This window comes from Sphingomonas sp. PP-CE-3A-406, from assembly GCF_003688625.1.
Taxonomy (GTDB): Bacteria; Pseudomonadota; Alphaproteobacteria; order Sphingomonadales; family Sphingomonadaceae; genus Sphingomonas.
Map to the genome: position 1 here is coordinate 972,892 of NZ_RCWY01000003.1, position 18,697 is coordinate 991,588.

The window sequence follows — 18,697 nt, forward strand, 5'->3', positions numbered from 1 at the left end:
ATTCTAAGTATTTACCGTTTGATTTCCGCACTATGTTACCGCAAACACGCACTGCACGCCGAGGCCCGGGACACTCGGCGGCGACAGGGAATCAGGCGCGATTACAGCGCTGCGTTTAGGAGGGGTCATAATGCGCCGCATTGCGCCGTCGAACACTGCCGTTCGTCATCTTGTTCGTTTTTTACATAGCGCGTCGGCGACGACGTTGTGCGTAGCCTTGGCCGGAGTCGCGCAGGCTCAGGCCGGTCCGGACCCCCAGCAGACTGCTGCACCCGCCGCCAATCAGACGTCGCCGACCGGCGCGAAAACCGGGCAGGGCACCGCCGGGTCGGCCAGCCCCGCGACCGCAACGGCCGATCCGTCCGCGACCGATGCGCAAAGCACCGCCGCCGCCGATACCAGTAATGCGCCCGGCGAGATCGTCGTCACCGGCATTCGCCAGAGCCTTGCCAACGCGCAGAACATCAAGCGCAATTCCGATACCGTGGTCGACGCGATCACCGCGACCGATATCGGCGCCTTGCCCGATCGGTCGGTGACCGAAGCGTTGCAGCGCGTACCTGGCGTATCGATCAGCCGCTTCGCCGGCGCCAACGACCCTGACCATTTCTCGGTCGAGGGTTCGGGCGTCGTGATCCGCGGCCTCAACTTCGTTCGGTCGGAATTCAACGGCCGCGACGCGTTCGCCGCGGGGATCGGTGGGCAGGCGCTCAACTTCAGCGACGTCCCGGCCGAATTGCTGGGGTCGGTGGAAGTCTACAAGAACGTCACCGCCGCCTCGATCGAGGGCGGGCTTGCCGGAACGGTCAATCTGAATACGCGCAAGCCGTTCGACAATAACGGCTTTCATATCGGCGCCGATGCCGAAGCGAACTACGGCGATTTCGCCAAGAAGTGGACGCCGACCGGGTCGCTGCTCGTCAGCAACACCTGGGATACGCCGATCGGCAAATTCGGCCTGCTCGGCGACGTGTCCTATTCGCGAATCCGCAGCCGCGCGGATGGCGTCCAGATCACCAATTTCCAGGCCCGCGACAACAGCCAGGTGCCGTATCAGAACGGCAACGGCGTGCTCGTCTGTCGCAACCCGCTGCCGAGCAGCACCGACACCACCACGCTGCCCGCCGCCGGCGCTGCGTGCAACGCCGCCTCGACCGCCGGGGCGGACGGCTTCGCCGATCTGTCGACGGGGCAATATTCGCCGCTCGGTGGCCAGTATCGGACGCAGACCTTCGATCGCAAGCGCGACGGCGTCGCCTTGGCCGCGCAGTTCGAGTCGACCGATCGCTCCTTCCTGCTGACCGGGCAATATCTTCGTTCGCACACGACGAACTCGACCAGCGAGCATACGTTCGAAGCGGCTCCGGATCTGTCCGAATACAGCACCTTCCCCAATGGCTGTCAGCAGAACAGCAACGGTCCGCTCTACAACAACAACGGCACCACGCGCGCGGAATGCCCGGTCGGCGGGTTCACGAACTACACCTACGACGCAAACGGGCTGTTCAAGAGCGGCTATATCACGACGCCGGGCACCGGTTTTCGCACCAACCGCAGCGGTGCGCCGTCGACCACGTCGATCCCGACCGGCGGCGCGCCGATCTCCCTGTCGCGTGGCCAGACCTATGAGCGGAACCTCATCAACGATTACGGTCTGAATGCGGAAATTCACCCGACCGAACGGCTGACGATCGCGCTGGACGCGGATTACACCCGCTCCGAGCACGACACGTTCAGCCTGAACATCTTCGGCGAGACGTTCGCTGACCAGGAACTGGATCTGTCGGGCAGCGTGCCGAACGTCATCTCGCACAAGCCGAGCACGTTGTCTGCGGCATGGGCGACACCGGCGAACGCCGTCCTCGCCGGCCAGACCGACAGTCAGTATTTCGCCGATCCGAGCACCACGTTCTGGCGCGCCGCGATGGATCATGCCGAGCACAGCGTCGGCAAGGAGTTCCAGTTCAAGGGCGATGCGACGTACGACTTCGCCGATGGCGGCTTTTTCACCAAGGCGCGGTTCGGCGCGCGCTATGCCGACCGCGATCAGACGGTCCAGTATTCCACCTACAACTGGGGCATGGTTAGCGAAGTCTGGGCAGGGTACCCGGTGACGGTGAACCAGTTCGGTGGCGACCGGGCGGACTATTACACGTTCCCGAACTTCTTCCGCGGCGCGACGAATTCCCCGCCGGGCGCTTATTACTACAATGGCGACATGATCAAGGACTATAACGGCGCCGTTGATTTCATCAAACAAGTCGAGTCCACCGCGCAGACGCAGAACGGCAACACCCAACAGCAGTGGCGGCCGCTCGCCGAGCGCCCGGGTGTCGTGGCCGGGACGAATTACCTTCCCAGCGAGATCCAGCGTGTCCATCAGCGCGACTTCTCCGCCTATGCGATGGTGTCGTTCAAGACCGAGTCCGATGGCAACGGGCTGAACTTCAGCGGCAACGTCGGTGCGCGCTATGTGCGGACCGGGCTGGACTCGTTCGGCACGAGCACGATTCCGAACCAGGCGACGTTGAACATCACCAACCCCTATGACACACGCTGCGCCGTTTCCGCGGTACCGGCGGGTGCACCTCCCGGTACGAACCCAACGCGGCCAGGGGGTGTCTGCAATCTCGGGGCAACCGGCTATGCCCAGCTGCAGCAGTTTGCCGGTGTGGATACGGCCAATCTCTTCAACCAGGCCAAGAACAGCTACAATTACCTCCTGCCGAGCGTGAACCTGAAGCTCGGCATCACGCCGAAGCTGCTCGCTCGCCTGTCGGGATCGAAGGTGCTGACCCGCCCAGATTCCGCGCTGATCCGCAACTACCAGCAGATCTCGATCGACGGGAACGGCAACTTCCTGAGCACGGTGGGCAACCCGTATCTGAAGCCCGCGACGGCGTATCAGTTCGATCTCACCGCGGAATGGTATTTCTCGAAGGTCGGTTCGCTGACGATCGATGCCTTCTACAAGGACGTGAAGAACTTCTTCTATCAGTCGGTCGTCAACCTGCCGCTGCAGAACAACGGGATCACCTTCCCGCTGCTCACCCGCGGTCCCGCCAATTACAACGGACACGGCAAGATCAAGGGTGTCGAGGTCGCGTATCAGCAGACCTTCGATTTCCTGCCGGGTGTTCTGAGCGGCCTTGGCTTCACCGGGAACTATTCGTTCATCCAAAGCTCGGGGCTGCCGAACTCGTTCCTGAACGGGGGGACGCCGGTCGGCAACGTCGCGCCGCAGACCAAGACCGGCAGCCTGCCGCTCGAAGGTCTCTCGAAGCACAACGTCAACGCGACGCTGTTTTACGAAAAGGGGCCGGTCTCGGTTCGTGCCGCGTATAACTGGCGGTCGAAATATCTGCTGACGGCGGCCGACGTGATCTTCCCGTATACGTCGATCTTCCAGGCCGCGGCCGGGCAGCTCGACGCCTCCGCCTTCCTCAACGTCAACAAATACATCAAGGTCGGCGTGCAGGGTGTGAACCTGACCAACTCGGTGACCAAGACGCTGCAGGCGTATAGCGGTGATCCGAAAGCGCTCGCGCCCCGGTCCTATTTCGTCAACGACCGCCGCTTCTCGTTCATCCTGCGCGGCAATTTCTAAGCTACCCGGGGGGAGGGCGACCCAACGGTCGCTTTCCCCCAACGCGCACTTTCCCGCCAACGGCGTGTCGTCGGGATGAGGCGCCTGCACGAACTACGACGTGTGGGATAGCGGCTGCACCCGGCAAAGGCGCCGATCCGGTTATGGCGGGCCTTGTTCCCAAAAGGGCACGATCACCGCGGCCCAGGCGGGACAGCGACGTTCCGATTGGGTTTTGATCGTCTGTTCGCAGGGCACGCGACGGCAGCGTCAGTTTGCCGACCATTTTCGCAGCTAAGGCGACCAGCGCCCAGCGATCAGGGAGCGTCGGCGAGGTGGAGTGCTGGTCGGTCGGAGTTCGTGCCGGCGGGACGGACTGAAACGATCTTCGGGACACACCCGTTCATCAGTTGCTCGGCGACGAGCGGCCAGTCGGTGATCCCCCAGTCGACCGGGGACTCTTCCCGAACGATCTGATCATGCCCGAGATCATCGTCGAGGACGAGGTCCAGCAGCGGCAATTGGGTGCGTTCGCGTGCACAGAAAAAGACGCGGACCTTTGGCCGTGACGTTCGGCGGTCATTGGGCATGGTGACGGCCAGCCGGTTGGAGCTGAGATACACCAGCAGACCGGGCGGGTAGACGCCGATCGTCTTCATGAACCCCAGAAGCAGTTCGCGATCGAAATTCCCGTCCCAGTCGTACATGCGACCGATGGCCTCCTCGGCTTTCCAGGCGGCCTTGTAGCTGCGGTTGGAGGTCAAGGCGTCGTAGACATCGCAGATTGCAGCGATGCGGGCGGCCCGGCTGATCTGATCGTCCTTGAGCCCAAATGGATACCCCGAACCATCGAGCCGTTCGTGGTGGTGACGACACACGTCCAGGACGACGTCCGACGCACCGGCATGCCGGCTGAGCAGCCGATAGCCTTGCTCCGGATGAGTGCGGACGAGCGCGAACTCGTCGTCGGTCAGCGGACCCGGCTTCTGCAGGATCGTGTTGGGGACGACAATCTTGCCGATGTCGTGCACCATGCCGGCAACACCATAGTCGAAGACCTCGCTCTCCGGCATGTCGAGATGACGCGCAAAGCTCGTCATCAACGCGCTCACCGCGAGCGAATGCACATACGTGTATTCGTCCTGCTTCTTCAGTCTCGTGACGGCGATGAGCGCGTAGGGATTGCGCGCCACGGAGGCCATCACCTCCGCTACCAGCGGCGCGAACGCAGTCAGCCGGACCTTCTCGCCGGCATGCGCTTCGGCGAACAGGCGCTTAATCTCACGCGCGGAATGCTTGACGAGCGCTACGGCGCGTTCCCGTTCCTCCGCGAAACCGTGCCGTCGTTGAACGGCGAGCAGCGGTGCAGACAGCAGTTCGTACTCGGCGGCCAAGGCGTCGCCACCCTCGGCCGCCGCCCCGTTATCGGCGCTATCGAGCGCCAAGCCCCGTCCTTCGTCGATAACGACGCCGGTGACGGAGCTTTCGCGAATGCGTGCGAGATCTTTCGCGTCCGTCAGGTGAAAACGCGGAAGCCAGAAGGGATGGTCGAGCCAGGATCCTTCGAACCGGTGCACGAACATGCCAAGCGTTACCTGGTCGCGCCGAATGCGTCGCAACACGTCCTGTCTCCTTTCAAGCACTTCTGGGATACAGGCATGAAGGAAGCGTTATGCCGTTACCGTCCGCCTCGCGCGATTTACTTACAATCGTGTCGCTGGTCTGATCGATCGGGCGCGTATTCCAGTATTGCGCCGAACATATTCCGTGCGTTCGTGCAGACGGGCCCTCCGCCGCGCGTGCTACTGCAGTGCTAGTTAGAAGGCCCGATCGCGATCGTCGGCGAGGAATCCGTCGAGCCCTGCGACCGGCGGCCGCTCAGCGAGCAGTATCGCGCGGGTCAAAAGAGTTTCACGTTTCCTCTTCCGTCCCCGTGCGGGCGATCCGTCACTCGGTGTCCTCGAACGTGACCCTTGCCGTGAAGGCGAGTTGCAGCACCTGCGCCACGGTCCGGAGCTTGAGCTTCGTCATCATCTTGGCGCGGTGGATCTCGACGGTGCGGGGGCTGAGCGCGAGCCGGCTGGCGATGATCTTGTTAGGCCAGCCGCCGATCAGGCCATTGAAGACCGAGCGTTCGCGGGGCGACAAGCTGTCGATCCGCGCGCGCGCAAGGCGGGTCGCGGCCCCGACGTCGTCACGCTGCTGCGTGCGTTCGACCGCGGCGGCGAGCGCCCGCAGCAGTTGTCGGGCATCGACCGGCGACTCGAGAACGTCGGTCGCGCCGGCTTTCATCAATTCGACGGCAAGATTGGTTTCGCAGGTGTCGACGATAACGATCGGGACGACCGCGGACTGGCGTTCGACGATGTCCTTCAGGATCGCGAACTCGTCGACGGCCGGCCGGCTGACGTTGATCAACAGGATCGCTGCCAGCGCCGGGTCGTGATGCATCGCAAAGGTCTTGAGATCCGCCGCGATCGCCGAAAGGCCCTGGAGCGGCAACGCGATGGCGTCGCCCGCGACATAGATCGGCAGCGCAGCGTCGGCGCCGAACGGGCTCAAGATCGGGGGTCCCAAGGGATCTCCCCCCTTGCTGCACGGTGCGGGCAAAACACAATCGATTGTGGCCGCGGCTACGGGAATGGCCGAACAGTCCGTGGTGCCGTCGTCCGAACGATCGGTCAGGCGGACGGTAGCAGCAGTATTACGCATCGCCGGTTCCCCTTTGTGCCCGCATGTAACGGAAATCCGGCGTTTATGTCATCAGATCACTATAAGATATCTAATTTATGTTATTAACATAGGTTGTAAATAAATTCCTTACGCGCCGGTGCCGAAGCTTTTTACCAGCGATCCGGCGACTAGAGCCCATCCGTCGACCAAGACAAAAAAGATGATCTTCATTGGTAGCGATATCGTTGGCGGTGGTAGCATCATCATGCCCATCGCCATCAATACTGCCGCAACCGCGAGGTCGATGACGAGGAAGGGGATCAGCAACAGAAAGCCGATCTCGAACGCGCGGCGCAATTCCGAGATCATGAATGCCGGCATCAGCGTCGACAGGCCGGTGTCGGCCCGAGCGACCGGCGGCTTGTGCGCGAGTTCGGTGAACAACGCGAGATCCTGATCGCGGACCTGAGACAGCATGAAGCGGCGGAACGGCTCGATGGTCCGCTCGAACGCTTGAGTCTCCTGGATCTTGCCTGCGGTGTAAGGCTGGACGCCGTCGTGCCACGCCTGTTCGAAGGTCGGCGCCATCACGAAGAACGACAGGAACAGCGACAGGCTGATGATGACCGGGTTGGGCGGCACGCCCTGCGCGCCGAGACCGGTGCGGAGCAGCGACAGCGCGACGACGATGCGCGTGAACGACGTGACGGTCATCAGGATGCCCGGTGCGAGACTCAGCACCGTGAGCATCAGGATGAGCTGGATCGCGCGCGCCGACAGACTGCCCTGGCCGAACGTCACCGATGCGCTCTGCGCCATCGCCGCGGTCGGTGCGAACAGCATCGCCGCGCCGAGGATGAGCGCCACTGCGCTCCGCTTACGCATTGAACCACGCCTCTTCGAGCGACGAGCACAGCACGGGACTGTGTGAGCCTTCCGCCTGTTCGAGATCGGCGATCGCCTGCGCCTCCTCGTCCGCGCGAACGATGCGCGTTTCGAGGATGGTGGCGCGGTCGGGGTGGAGCACGAACAGATGTTCGCGGTCGTCGCGGCGGACGAGGATGATCGACCGCTTGCCGTCGATCTGGATGCGTTCGACCAGCTCGACGCGGCGGCCGAGCTTGACGCCGACGCGGCCGGGCAGCGCGATATCGTAGCGGCGGACCAGCCAAAGCGCGGCCGCGAGCATGCCCAGCACGACGCCGAGACCGCCCATCGTCCGCAACAGCGCGGCGATATCCATCAACGATGCTCCCGCGGAATGACCTGGGTCACTTCGAGCGACATCTGGTCTTCGTCGACCAGCACGCGGCCCTTCGCGACCAGCTTGCCGTTGACATAGACCAGGGTCGGGTCGTCGTGACCGCAATCCAGCGCGATCATCGCGCCGCGCCCCATCGCCAGGATCTGGCGGATCGGCAGATTGGTCGATCCCAGGACGATCGACAGGTCGATGGTGATATCCTCGAGTACGGACATGAATGTTCCTTCCTTGAGGCCATCATAGGAAAGAATTGCCGGGTCCCGACCGGGGCCGGAACTTTTTGCCTATTAGGGAAAGGTGGGTGCCATCACGGTGCCCGACGGAGACAATCATGGACCTGACCGACGCGGTACAGGTGTCGGCATCCGGACTGCGCGCGCAGTCGTTGCGGATGCGCGTCATTGCCGAAAACCTCGCCAATGCGGACTCCGTATCGGCATCGCCCGGCGGCGATCCCTATCGTCGTAGGGTCGCGAGCTTCAGTGCCGACGTCGATCGCGCGAACGGCACGAACGGCGTCAAGATCCGCTCGGTCGACGCTGACAAGACCGCCTTCCAGCGCGCCTATCAGCCGGGCAGTCCGGCCGCCGATGCCAAGGGCTATGTGCTGATGCCGAACGTCAATCCGCTGATCGAAGCGGCCGACATGAAGGCCGCACAACGCGCCTACGAAGCCAATCTCAACGCCATCGAAGCGGCCAAGAGCCTGACGATGCGCACCATAGACCTTTTGAAGTAAGGACGAACAACGATGTCCATCGGAGCATTGGATGCGACCTCCGCCTATGGCCGGGCGCTTGGTATCGGCAAGGACTCGGGCGGGCTGCTCGGCAAGGCCGGCGGGGTCGGCGCGAGCTCGGGTGCGGGCGGGTTCGGCGACATGGTCGAACACCTGGTCGGCGACGCGGCAGGCTCGATGCGCGCCGCCGAGTCCGCGAGCGCGAAGCAGGTCGCGGGCAAGGGCGACCTGATCGACGTCGTCACCGCGATGGGCGCGGCGGAAACCGCGCTCGACACCGTCGTCGCGGTGCGCGACCGCGTGGTCAGCGCCTATTCCGACATCATGCGGATGCAGATCTGACATGTCGCCGACCGACGTCATCGAAATCACGCGGTCCGCGCTGGTCGTCGTGCTGACGGTCTGCGGACCGTTGCTGCTGACCGCGCTCATCGTCGGCGTCGCGGTCAGCCTCATGCAGGCGCTGACCCAGGTGCAGGAACAGACGCTGACCTTTGTCCCGAAACTGGTCGCGATGGGCGTCGTGCTGATGCTCACGCTGCCGATGATGGGGCATGCGATGGCCGATTTCACGCACCTCGTGGCCGACCGCATCATCCATGGCTGACACGCTCAACGGCATCCCGATCTGGGCGGTCGCGTTCCTCGTGCTGTTCGCGCGGGTCGGCGCGGTGCTGATGGTCCTGCCGGTCTTCTCGGAGGATGCGATCCCCGCGCGAATCCGGCTGATGATCGCGTTCGGGATGACCGCCGGCCTGTGGGGTATCCTCTCGCCGCACGTCCAGTCGGTGACGCAGAACATCGATGCGCTGCCTGGCGTGATCCTGTGCGAATTGCTGACCGGCCTCGGCCTCGGCATGCTGGTGCGGATCATGTTCATGGCGATGGCGATCGCCGGGTCGATCGCCAGCCTTCAGGTCGGGCTGACCTCGGCGATCGTCGCCGACAGTTCGCAGGGCGGGCAGGCCAGCATCCTGTCGAAATTCGTCGGCGTCGCCGCCGGCGTGATCTGCATGGCGCTGCTCGTCCATCATCTCTGGATCGCCGCGATCGTGCGGTCCTATGACGTCTTCCCGGTCGGCGGCGTGCCGGCGGCGGGGGATTTCGCCGCACTCGCGGTCAAGACCGTCAGCCGGTCGATGGCGCTCGGCGTCAGCCTGGCCGCACCGATGATCGTCTACGGGATCGTCTTCAACGTCGCGCTCGGCCTGTCCGCGCGGCTGGCCCCCGCGATTCAGATCTTCTTCGTCGCGCAACCGCTCAACCTGCTGTTCGGCCTCGCGCTGTTCTCGACGCTGCTTGGCGTGATGCTGACCGTGTTCGCGGCGTCGATGGGCAGCTGGATCCAGGCGGGCTGGGGCTGATCGGATGGCGGACAAGGACCAGAAGACGCATGACCCGACCGGCAAGCGGCTCGAGGATGCGCGCAAGAAGGGCGATCTGCCGAGCGCGCCCGAGATGCGGCATGCGGCGATCTTCGCGGCGATGCTGGCGGTCATGGGCGGTCTCGGTGTCCACGCGTTCTCGCGATTGGCGACGATGCTGGTGCGGCTATGGGGTCAGGCGGAGGATTATTCGCTGGCGCCGGACGGTGCGCAGAACATCGCCAGCGGGATCATCTTTCAGATCGGCGTGGTCTTCGCGCCGCTGTTCGGCGCGCTGGTCGCGTTCGCGATCCTGGGCGGCGTGATGCACGGTCGGCCGACGATCTCGTGGTCGCGGGTATCACCCAAATGGAGCAAGCTGTCGCCGATCTCGGGCGCCAAAAAATTGTTCGGCAAGCAGGCGCTGGTCGAGTTCGCCAAGACGCTGGCGAAACTGTCGGTGATCGTCGGGGTCGCGGTGTGGGCCTTGTGGCCGCGCGCGAACGCACTCGACAGCCTCGTCGGTGCGGATGCGGCGGATATCGGGACGACCGCCGCCGGGCTGGTCGTGATGCTCGTCAAGACGGTCGCGGTACCGGTCGGCGCGATCGCGCTGGCCGATCTGATCTGGCAGCGCCGCACCTGGTTCTCGAAGCTGAAGATGTCGCTTCAGGAGATCAAGGACGAGCACAAGCAGAGCGAGGGTGATCCCAAGATCAAGGCGAAGATCCGCTCGATCGCGATCCAGCGGTCGCGGCGGCGGATGATGGCCGCGGTGCCGGGCGCCAGCGTGATCATCACCAATCCGACGCATTATGCGATCGCGCTCAAATACGATCACGGTCGGATGGGCGCGCCGGTGGTGGTAGCGAAGGGCGTCGATACGATCGCGCTCAAGATCCGCGAGATCGCGACGCAGGCGGGGGTGCCGATCGTCGAGAACCGCGTGCTGGCGCGGGCGCTGTACGCCAGCGTCGAGATCGACCGGCCGATCCCGACCGAACATTATGCGGCGGTCGCCGAAGTGATCGGTTATGTGATGCGGATTGCCAAGCGCCTGCGCTAGGCTGCGCGAGTTACGTCAGGCGTTGAGGTCGAGCTTGGCCAGTTCGACCCGGACGCGCACTTCGAGGTCGCGCGCGACCTTTGCGAACTCGGGCGTCACCGCGGCATCGTCGGGCACGACGAACGCCTCGACCCATGTCGCCAGCTCTTGCACGCGTTCGGGAGGCGCGGCACCGTGCGCGAGATCGTCGCGCAACCGCTCCAGCAACGTCAGGCCGCGATCCGCCTCCACCGCGATCTTGCGCCGACGTTCCGAGACCGGATCGACCGCGGCGAGCGCGACCATCATCTGAACCGAGGTCGCCGAGGTCGGGACCACTGGCAGGGGCGTCGATGGTGGTGCCTCGGCGGTGGTCGCGGCGGCCGAGGCCAAAGCGGCGGGCAGCGCGAAACCGTCGCGGGTGCGCGTGTCGGCGAGCATCGATTGCAGCAGCGGCGTGATGCCGTCGATCCGCATTATTCGTCCCTTCGGTCGGCGGGCGCCATTCCTATCCTATAAGAAATTTGATGTCCAACGTCTCGCGAAAGCCCCGGCCATGCGCCTCCGTCTTGTTTCTCTGATCTGCGCCGCTCTGGCTGCTGCGCTCGGCGTGGTGCCGGCGTCGGCAGGCACGCGCGTGAAGGACATCGTCGATGTCGAGAACGTGCGGTCGAACCAACTCGTCGGCTACGGGCTGGTGGTCGGTCTTGCCGGCACCGGCGACCGAGTCCGCAACGCGCCGTTCACCGAGGAATCGCTCCAGGCGATGCTCGAGCGAATGGGCGTCAACGTCCGCGACTCCTCGATGAAGCCGGCCAATGTCGCGGCGGTTTCGGTGATCGCGACGATGCCGCCGTTCGCGCGCAAGGGCTCGACGATCGACGTCCAGGTCGCCGCGCTCGGCGATGCCACCAATCTGCAGGGCGGCGTGCTGCTCGTGTCGTCGCTGCGCGCGCTCGACGGCAAGATCTATGCGGTCGCGCAAGGGCCGGTCGCGGTGTCGGGGTTCAAGGCGCAAGGCGCCGGCGCCAGCGTCAGCCGCGGCGTCGCGACCTCGGCGCGCATTGCCGGCGGCGCGATCGTCGAGGAGGAGGTGCCCTATGCGCTGCGCTCCGCGACCAGCCTCAAGCTCGCGCTCAAGAACCCCGATTTCACGACCGCGCGGCACATCGCGGTGGCGATCAACGGTCGGTTCGCGGGGACCGCCAAGGTGCTCGATCCCGGCACCGTCGAGATCGCGCCGGCGGCGTCGTTTGCCGGCGACTCGGTCGACCTGCTCGGCGAAATCGAGAATCTGCCGATCGCGGTCGATCAGCCCGCGCGGATCGTCATCAACGAGGCGTCGGGCACGGTCGTGATGAGCGCCGACGTGCGGATCAGTCCGGTCGCGATCGCGCAAGGGGGGCTGACGATCAGCGTCAGCGAGACCCCGGTCGCGTCGCAGCCCGCGCCGTTCTCGAACGGACAGACCGTGGTGCTGCCGCGAACGCGCGTCGCGGTCGACGATGGCGGCGGCGCGTCGCTGGCGATGGTCGGCGGCTCGGCCTCGCTGCAATCGCTGGTCAGCGGGCTCAACACGCTCGGCGTGTCGCCCCGCGACCTCATTACCATTCTGCAAGCGGTCAAGAGCGCGGGCGCGCTCCAGGCCGAGATCGAGGTCCAGTGATGCCGATCGATACGACCATTACAGCAACGCCGGTCGCAATGCCCTCCGTCACGCCGAAAGCCCCGCCTTCTGCAGCGACGAAGGGTACGGAGGCGAAGACCGCCAAGTCGTTCGAGGCGGTGTTCCTCGGCCAGATGACCCAGATGATGATGGAGACGGTCGAGACCGACGGTCCGTTCGGGGGTGGTCACGGCGAGGAGATGTTCCGCGGCGTGCTCGCCGAAAAGCTCGGCACCGCGATCGCGGCGAAGGGCGGCATCGGTCTGGCACCCGCCGTCATGGCGCAGATCATCAAATTACAGGGAGGAACGACGCGTGATTGAACTGGTCAAGAGCCTGACGTCGTTGGCGATGATCCTGGATGAGGAAAACGACCGGCTGACTCGTCCGGCCAATGCCAGCGACCTGCCCGAACTTGTCGCGGCGAAGATCCGGCTGGCGGGCATCGTCGAGGCGGAATCGATCCGCCTCGCGCGCGAGCGGCCACGCTGGCTCGACGACCTGCCCGAGGAGGAGCAGGACGAAATCCGGTCGTTGCTGGAGACGCTGGTCCGCCGGCTCGGCGTGAACGCGAACCTGCTCGAGCGCCGGATCGCGATGTGCGACGAGATCATGGGCGCGATCGCCGCCGAGGCGCGGCGTCTGACCGGCGCGAAGAGCGCGGTGTACGGCGTCCGCGGTACGCTGCTGTCGAGCGAACAGGCGACGCCGATCTCGATCAACGGCCATTTCTGACCCACCGCGACGCCGTTCCGACACGTCACCACGACAATGCCGCGCCGCTGCGACCGGGAGGTCCGGCGTCCCCCTATAGATAATGCGTACGGGGCGGGGGCCCTTCTGGAGATCCACATGAAATTCCTCGATAATATTAAGATACCGACGAAGATCGTCGCGTTGCTGCTGATGCTCGGCGCGATCACGATGTTCATCGCCTGGAATGGCTCCCGTCGGATCTTGATCGCCGACAACGCCAATACCGAAATGACCGAAAACATGGCGAATACCGTCCAGCTTGTTCGTGCGACCCGGATGGCCGTGCAGATGAGCAACGCGGCCTTCGCGACCGTCGTCTATGACGGCGCCAGCCCGGAAGCACGCGACGCCGCGCAGAGCGAGTTGTCCAACTACAACGCGGCGCGCGATCTGTTCGGCGCGGTCGAAAAGCAGGAGCCGGCGCTTAAAAGCCAGCTGGGCTCGTTTATCGCGCAGCTCGACCAGAGCCACGTGCTGACCTCGCGTGCTGCCGCGCTGGGATTGCAGAACCGTAACGCGGAAGCCACCGCCGTTATCGGCCAGGCTCGTCCTTTGATCGCCAAACTTTCCGCCGATCTCGTGGCGTTCAATGACGCGCGGATCGCGGCCGCCAACAAGTCCGCCGACGAACTGACGATCGTCGCGAACTCGACGTCGACGACGATGATCGTGATGGGCATCATCGGCGTGGTCGCTGGCGTCGGGCTTGCACTGATCGTCACGCGCACCGGCATCACCGGCCCGCTCGCGCGGCTGCAGAGCCGGATGGGCGAGATCGCTACTGGCGACTACACGCAGGACGTGACAGGTACCGATCGCGGCGACGAGATCGGCGCGATGGCCAAGGCGGTCAAGGTATTCCGCGAGAACGGCATCGCCAAGGACGCCGCCGACGCTGCCAAAGCACGCGCCGATGGCGAGCAGAAGATGGTCGTCGATACCGTGTCCACTCATCTGTCCGAACTGTCGGCGGGCGATCTGACCGCGGCGATCAAGGCCGACTTCCCGCCCGAATACGGCGCACTGAAGAGCAACTTCAACGAGGCGCTCGACAATCTGCGCGGGCTGATCAGCTCGGTCAGCGAAAGCGCGCTGACCATCCGCACCGGCTCGGGCGAAATCGCGCAGGCCTCCGAAGATCTCGCACGCCGTACCGAGAGCAACGCCGCCTCGCTCGAGGAAACCGCAGCGTCGGTCACGCAGATGGATGGCCGCCTGAAGGCCAGTGCTTCGGCATCGACGAAGACCGTCGAGCGCGCCGACCAGGCGATCGCCACCGTTGGTGGTGGCCGTGCGGTCGCCGACGAAGCAGTCCAGGCGATGGGGCGTGTTTCGGAGAGCGCCAAGGGCATCGACAGCGTCATCGAAGGGCTCGACAAGATCGCGTTCCAGACGCGCGTGCTGGCGATGAACGCCGCGGTCGAGGCCGGGCGTGCGGGTGACGCAGGGCGTGGTTTCGCGGTGGTCGCCGATCTCGTTTCGGCCTTGGCGATGCGCGCCGAGGAAGAAGCCAAGCGTGCGCGTGACCAGCTGACGGTCACGCAGACCGATATCGTCACCGCGGTCGAAGCGGTGCAAAAGGTCGATGGTGCGCTCGCCAATATCTCGGGTGACGTCGGCCAGGTGCACGAACTGCTCGCGACGATGGCGGCGGACAATCAGGCGCAGTCGGCGGCGATCACGCAGATCTCCGCGGCGATCGGCACGATGGACCAGTCGACGCAGCAGAATGCGGCGATGGTCGAGGAAACTTCGGCAGCGGCACGCAACCTGGCGAGCGAAGTCGGCAACCTCGCCGATCAGGCGAGCCGCTTCAACGTCGGCAATGGCGGCGGCAACAGCGGCGCACGCGCGAAGATCCAGCAGACCTTCGGCAAGGCGCTGAGCCAGCCGAGCACAGGCTATGCCTCGCCGGTCAAGCCGTTGCCGGCCGCGGCGATCCCCGCGCTGGTTCGTTCGGACGACGATTGGAACGAGTTCTGATCGAGGCTTAGCCGCAAGGCTGAACAGGAAGCCCGCGTCCCCAACCAGGGACGCGGGCTTTCGTGCGTGTGGGGGAGATCGGATATCGAGGTCGGGGCCTAAGCCGCGGGCAACACGCGCGACTTTAACAATTGTTCCCTTCGCACCCGAATAATCCGAGGGCGTCCTATCATGAAGGAGACACACCCTCCCACCGAAAAGGCCCCGCCATGGTCTCTCGTACCCTGGCCCGCATCGCGTTGCTGCTGGCGCTCACCCCGATCTCCGCGACGCCGGTTCTGGCCCAGGCCAAGGATTCGGTGGTCGCGACGGCGACGCCCGACACGGCCGCTCAGACCACCACGCGGGCGACGCCGATCGCCACGGTCTATCCGGCCGAAGCGGCGGGCGATGGTGCGGTGAGCGCGGGGTATGCGATCGCGCGCTGGGCGGAGAACTGGACGCGGTACCGCGATCCCGCGCTGCGCGACGATCCGCTCGATCGGTTGAAGTTCATTCCGATCGCTGGCCGCGACGACGTCTATCTGACGCTGTCCGGCGAAATCCGTGGCCGCGTCGATACCGTCACCAATCCCGGTGCGCGCGACGCCGAGAAGATCCGGCAGCGCGAGCTGCGGCTGTTCGCGGGCGGCGATCTCCATCTGGGATCGCATGTCCGCCTTTACGGCGAGCTGGCGCATGGCGGTGTCGCCGGCGACCGTGCGACGCAGGCGGGCGCGAACATGCGCAACACGCTGATCGTCCAGCAGGCGTTCGCCGAGGTTTCGACCGCGCTGGACGGCGGCGATGTCGGCGTGCGCTATGGCCGCCAGATCTTCGCCGACGGGCCTGGCGTGCTGGTCAGCCAGGGCGATGCGGGCAACATCCAGGTCGTCCTGAACGGCGCCCGCGGCTGGGCGCATTTTCACGCGGTTCGCGCAGACGTGTTCGATTTGCGGTTCACGCGCTACGGTACGGGCGGGACCGGCGACGATCGCGTCGATCATGCGCGGCGTTTCTCGGGCGTCACGACCGGCATCGTCCTGCCGCAGAGCTGGTTCGGTGGATCGAAGCTGTATCTCGAGCCCTTCGCGTGGCGGTTGCGCCGCGACGCGGTCACCTTCGGCAGTGACACCGCGCGCGAGGCACGCCGGTTCTACGGGCTGCGGCTGTGGGGCGATGCCGGACGCGTGACGCTCGACTGGAGCGCCAATCGGCAGAGCGGTCGGTTCGGCCCGCGCGCGATCGACGCGTGGCAGGTGTTCGCGGCGCAGACCGTCCGGCTCGGCGACGCGGGAACATCCCCGCGGATCGGCCTGCACGTCGATTACGGATCGGGCGGGGGCGCCTATCGGAACGGATCGCTTCACAACGCGGCGGCACCGGTGCTCGATGGCGGCTATTTCAGCTATCAGGATGCCTTTTCGCCGACCAATTTCGTCGCGGTCGCCCCCAACTTCACGCTGTCGCCGATCACCCGCCTCCGCCTGACGGTCGAAGCGCAGCGAGTCTGGCGGGCGAAGGTCGACGCCGCCGTCTATGCGGCGAGCGGGCGCGCCTATGCGGGCACGCAGTCGGTGCGCGGCACGCACGTCGCCGACGTCGCCCGCGCGCAGCTCGTCTGGTCGGTCGCGCCGCGGGTCTCGATCACCGGTCGCTACGAACATCTGATCGCACGATCGGTGCTGACGCGGAGCGGGTTCGACAATTCCGACTGCCTGAGCGGCTGGATCAGCATGAAGCTGTAGCCGCACGGCCATCCGGTCGAACGAATTCATAACAGTCCGAGGTTTTGCGCGATCTTCCGCGTGGCCAAGGTCGAACAGGAGAGACGTCAAATGGGAATGCTCAACAACGCGAAGATCTCGACCAAGGTCGTGTCCTTGCTCGTGCTGCTGGGATGTATCACGCTGGCGATAGCGTGGTTCGGATCGTCCAAGATCGCGACGGTCGATGCGTCGTATTCACGGCTGATCGACCAGAAGCTGACCGGCACGATGTTCCGATCGCGGGGCAACACCCGGATGAACGCGATGATGTACGACGGCTACAAGATCGCCGTGGTCGGCGCGAACAGCGAGGAGGGGCGCAAGACGCTCGCGAAATTCCAGGTCGATGCCGACAAGATCGCATCCGATCTCGAACGCGGCAAGGTCGCCAACCCGCCGGCCGTCGCCGAGCTCAACGAGACCCTGCGCGGAATGCAGCAGGTCCGCGCCCTGGTCGAACGCGCGAACCAGCTGAGCGCGCAGAATCGTGCGGGCGAGGCGATCGCCGTGCTCGGCCAGGCGGACGCGGTGATGACGCCCACGTTCGAAAAGTCGTTGTCGCTGGTCGATCGTAACGCCGATCAGGCATCGGTCGAGTCGGCCAAGCTTACCGACGTCAGCATGGCGACGGTCACCATGCTGTATATCGTCGCGATCATCGCGATCATCGCGGGCGTCGGTCTGGCGATGCTGATCACGCGTTTCGGGATCACCGGGCCGCTCAATCGTCTCCAGGCGCAGATGGGCGATATCGCCAGTGGCAACTATGCCAAGGACGTCGAGGGCACGGATCGTGCGGACGAAGTCGGTGCGATGGCCAAGGCGGTGAAGGTGTTCCGCGAGAACGGCATCGCCAAGGACACCGCTGACACCGCCAAGGCACGCGCCGATACCGAGCAGAAAATGGTCGTCGACACCGTATCGACGCATCTGTCCGAACTGTCGGCGGGTGACCTGACCGCGGCGATCAAGGCCGACTTCCCGCCCGAATACGGCGCGCTGAAGAGCAACTTCAACGAAGCGCTCGACAATCTGCGCGGGCTGATCAGTTCGGTCAGCGAAAGTGCGATGACCATCCGCACCGGCTCGGGTGAAATCGCGCAGGCCTCGGAAGATCTTGCCCGCCGTACCGAAAGCAACGCCGCCTCGCTCGAGGAAACTGCCGCTTCGGTCACGCAGATGGACGGCCGTCTGAAGGCGAGTGCGTCAGCGTCGACGCAGACCGTCGAGCGCGCCGACCAGGCGATCGCCACCGTTGGTGGTGGCCGTGCGGTCGCCGACGAGGCGGTCCAGGCGATGGGACGTGTTTCGGAGAGCGCCAAGGGCATCGACAGCGTGATCGAAGGGCTCGACAAGATCGCGTTCCAGACGCGCGTGCTGGCGATGAACGCCGCGGTCGAAGCGGGCCGTGCGGGTGACGCAGGGCGTGGTTTCGCGGTGGTCGCCGATCTCGTCTCCGCGCTGGCGATGCGCGCCGAGGAAGAGGCCAAGCGCGCGCGCGACCAGCTGACGGTCACGCAGACCGATATCGTCACCGCGGTCGAAGCGGTGCAGAAGGTCGACGGCGCGCTCGCCAACATCTCGGGCGATGTCGGCCAGGTGCACGAGTTGCTCGCGACGATGGCCGCGGACAACCAGGCGCAGTCGGCGGCGATCACGCAGATCTCCGCGGCGATCGGCACGATGGACCAGTCGACGCAGCAGAATGCGGCGATGGTCGAGGAAACCTCGGCCGCCGCACGCAACCTGGCGAGCGAAGTCGGCAACCTCGCCGATCAGGCGAGCCGCTTCAACGTCGGCAATGGCGGCGGCAACAGCGGCGCACGCGCGAAGATCCAGCAGACCTTCGGCAAGGCGCTGAGCCAGCCGAGCG

General features: G+C 65.1%; 18 protein-coding genes. 12 read left to right on the forward strand and 6 right to left on the reverse strand.

Annotated features, from left to right (window positions below; all coding sequences use genetic code 11):
• Positions 1-130 precede the first annotated feature (130 nt).
• Positions 131-3,607: a TonB-dependent receptor gene (locus C8J44_RS16385; protein WP_121905321.1), complete on the forward strand. Its 3,477-nt coding sequence runs from the start codon at positions 131-133 to the stop codon at positions 3,605-3,607.
• 296 nt (positions 3,608-3,903) lie between these two features.
• Here C8J44_RS16385 and C8J44_RS16390 read toward each other — a convergent pair whose 3' ends face one another.
• From C8J44_RS16390 to C8J44_RS16410, 5 genes are all read right to left on the reverse strand, one after another.
• Complete coding sequence (locus C8J44_RS16390; protein ID WP_147453219.1) at positions 3,904-5,208, reverse strand: HD-GYP domain-containing protein; 1,305 nt, start codon at positions 5,206-5,208, stop codon at positions 3,904-3,906.
• Between the two features lie 325 nt (positions 5,209-5,533).
• Positions 5,534-6,148, reverse strand: coding sequence for a response regulator transcription factor (locus C8J44_RS16395; RefSeq protein ID WP_056055552.1), 615 nt, complete (start codon positions 6,146-6,148; stop codon positions 5,534-5,536).
• Positions 6,149-6,406: 258 nt separating this feature from the next.
• A complete protein-coding gene (gene fliP, locus C8J44_RS16400; RefSeq protein ID WP_121905324.1) occupies positions 6,407-7,144 on the reverse strand; it encodes a flagellar type III secretion system pore protein FliP in 738 nt (245 codons plus the stop codon).
• On the reverse strand, positions 7,137-7,502 hold the full coding sequence (locus tag C8J44_RS16405) for a flagellar biosynthetic protein FliO (RefSeq protein WP_121905325.1): 366 nt from the start codon (positions 7,500-7,502) through the stop codon (positions 7,137-7,139). The genes fliP and C8J44_RS16405 overlap by 8 nt, the downstream gene beginning before the upstream one ends.
• Positions 7,502-7,738: a FliM/FliN family flagellar motor switch protein gene (locus tag C8J44_RS16410; protein WP_056055559.1), complete on the reverse strand. Its 237-nt coding sequence runs from the start codon at positions 7,736-7,738 to the stop codon at positions 7,502-7,504. The genes C8J44_RS16405 and C8J44_RS16410 overlap by 1 nt, the downstream gene beginning before the upstream one ends.
• Before the next feature lie 116 nt (positions 7,739-7,854).
• Here C8J44_RS16410 and flgC point away from each other — a divergent pair, with 116 nt between their 5' ends.
• Genes flgC through flhB form a run of 5 tightly spaced genes read left to right on the forward strand, consistent with a single transcriptional unit; the run spans position 7,855 to position 10,692 of the window.
• Positions 7,855-8,262, forward strand: a complete 408-nt coding sequence (gene flgC / locus C8J44_RS16415; protein WP_060527122.1) for a flagellar basal body rod protein FlgC — start codon at positions 7,855-7,857, stop codon at positions 8,260-8,262.
• A gap of 12 nt (positions 8,263-8,274) precedes the next feature.
• Positions 8,275-8,604, forward strand: coding sequence for a flagellar hook-basal body complex protein FliE (locus C8J44_RS16420; protein ID WP_121885448.1), 330 nt, complete (start codon positions 8,275-8,277; stop codon positions 8,602-8,604).
• A 1-nt stretch (position 8,605) separates the two neighbouring features.
• Positions 8,606-8,869 carry a flagellar biosynthesis protein FliQ gene (gene fliQ, locus C8J44_RS16425; protein WP_056055568.1) on the forward strand — a complete coding sequence of 88 codons (264 nt, stop codon included), beginning with the start codon at positions 8,606-8,608 and terminating at the stop codon, positions 8,867-8,869.
• Positions 8,862-9,626 (forward strand): flagellar biosynthetic protein FliR, encoded by a 765-nt coding sequence (gene fliR, locus C8J44_RS16430; RefSeq protein WP_056055571.1) that lies wholly within the window; start codon positions 8,862-8,864, stop codon positions 9,624-9,626. The genes fliQ and fliR overlap by 8 nt, the downstream gene beginning before the upstream one ends.
• Before the next feature lie 4 nt (positions 9,627-9,630).
• Positions 9,631-10,692 (forward strand): flagellar biosynthesis protein FlhB, encoded by a 1,062-nt coding sequence (gene flhB / locus C8J44_RS16435; protein WP_121885447.1) that lies wholly within the window; start codon positions 9,631-9,633, stop codon positions 10,690-10,692.
• Positions 10,693-10,707: 15 nt separating this feature from the next.
• Here the strand turns inward: flhB and C8J44_RS16440 are convergent, their stop codons facing one another.
• Positions 10,708-11,148, reverse strand: coding sequence for a flagellar assembly protein FliX (locus tag C8J44_RS16440; protein ID WP_121905326.1), 441 nt, complete (start codon positions 11,146-11,148; stop codon positions 10,708-10,710).
• Between the two features lie 79 nt (positions 11,149-11,227).
• On the opposite strand from C8J44_RS16440, the gene C8J44_RS16445 reads away from it, so the two are divergent.
• The 6 genes from C8J44_RS16445 to C8J44_RS16470 form a co-directional block, all read left to right on the forward strand.
• Positions 11,228-12,337 carry a flagellar basal body P-ring protein FlgI gene (locus C8J44_RS16445; RefSeq protein ID WP_121905327.1) on the forward strand — a complete coding sequence of 370 codons (1,110 nt, stop codon included), beginning with the start codon at positions 11,228-11,230 and terminating at the stop codon, positions 12,335-12,337.
• Positions 12,337-12,660, forward strand: a complete 324-nt coding sequence (locus C8J44_RS16450; protein WP_404969222.1) for a rod-binding protein — start codon at positions 12,337-12,339, stop codon at positions 12,658-12,660. The genes C8J44_RS16445 and C8J44_RS16450 overlap by 1 nt, the downstream gene beginning before the upstream one ends.
• Complete coding sequence (locus C8J44_RS16455; RefSeq protein WP_056055591.1) at positions 12,653-13,072, forward strand: hypothetical protein; 420 nt, start codon at positions 12,653-12,655, stop codon at positions 13,070-13,072. The genes C8J44_RS16450 and C8J44_RS16455 overlap by 8 nt, the downstream gene beginning before the upstream one ends.
• A 117-nt stretch (positions 13,073-13,189) precedes the next feature.
• Positions 13,190-15,076: a methyl-accepting chemotaxis protein gene (locus tag C8J44_RS16460; protein WP_121905328.1), complete on the forward strand. Its 1,887-nt coding sequence runs from the start codon at positions 13,190-13,192 to the stop codon at positions 15,074-15,076.
• A gap of 209 nt (positions 15,077-15,285) precedes the next feature.
• Positions 15,286-16,803, forward strand: coding sequence for an alginate export family protein (locus C8J44_RS16465; RefSeq protein ID WP_259466911.1), 1,518 nt, complete (start codon positions 15,286-15,288; stop codon positions 16,801-16,803).
• A gap of 90 nt (positions 16,804-16,893) precedes the next feature.
• Positions 16,894-18,697 (forward strand): methyl-accepting chemotaxis protein (locus C8J44_RS16470; protein WP_259466912.1); only part of this gene is annotated, 1,804 nt, incomplete at its 3' end.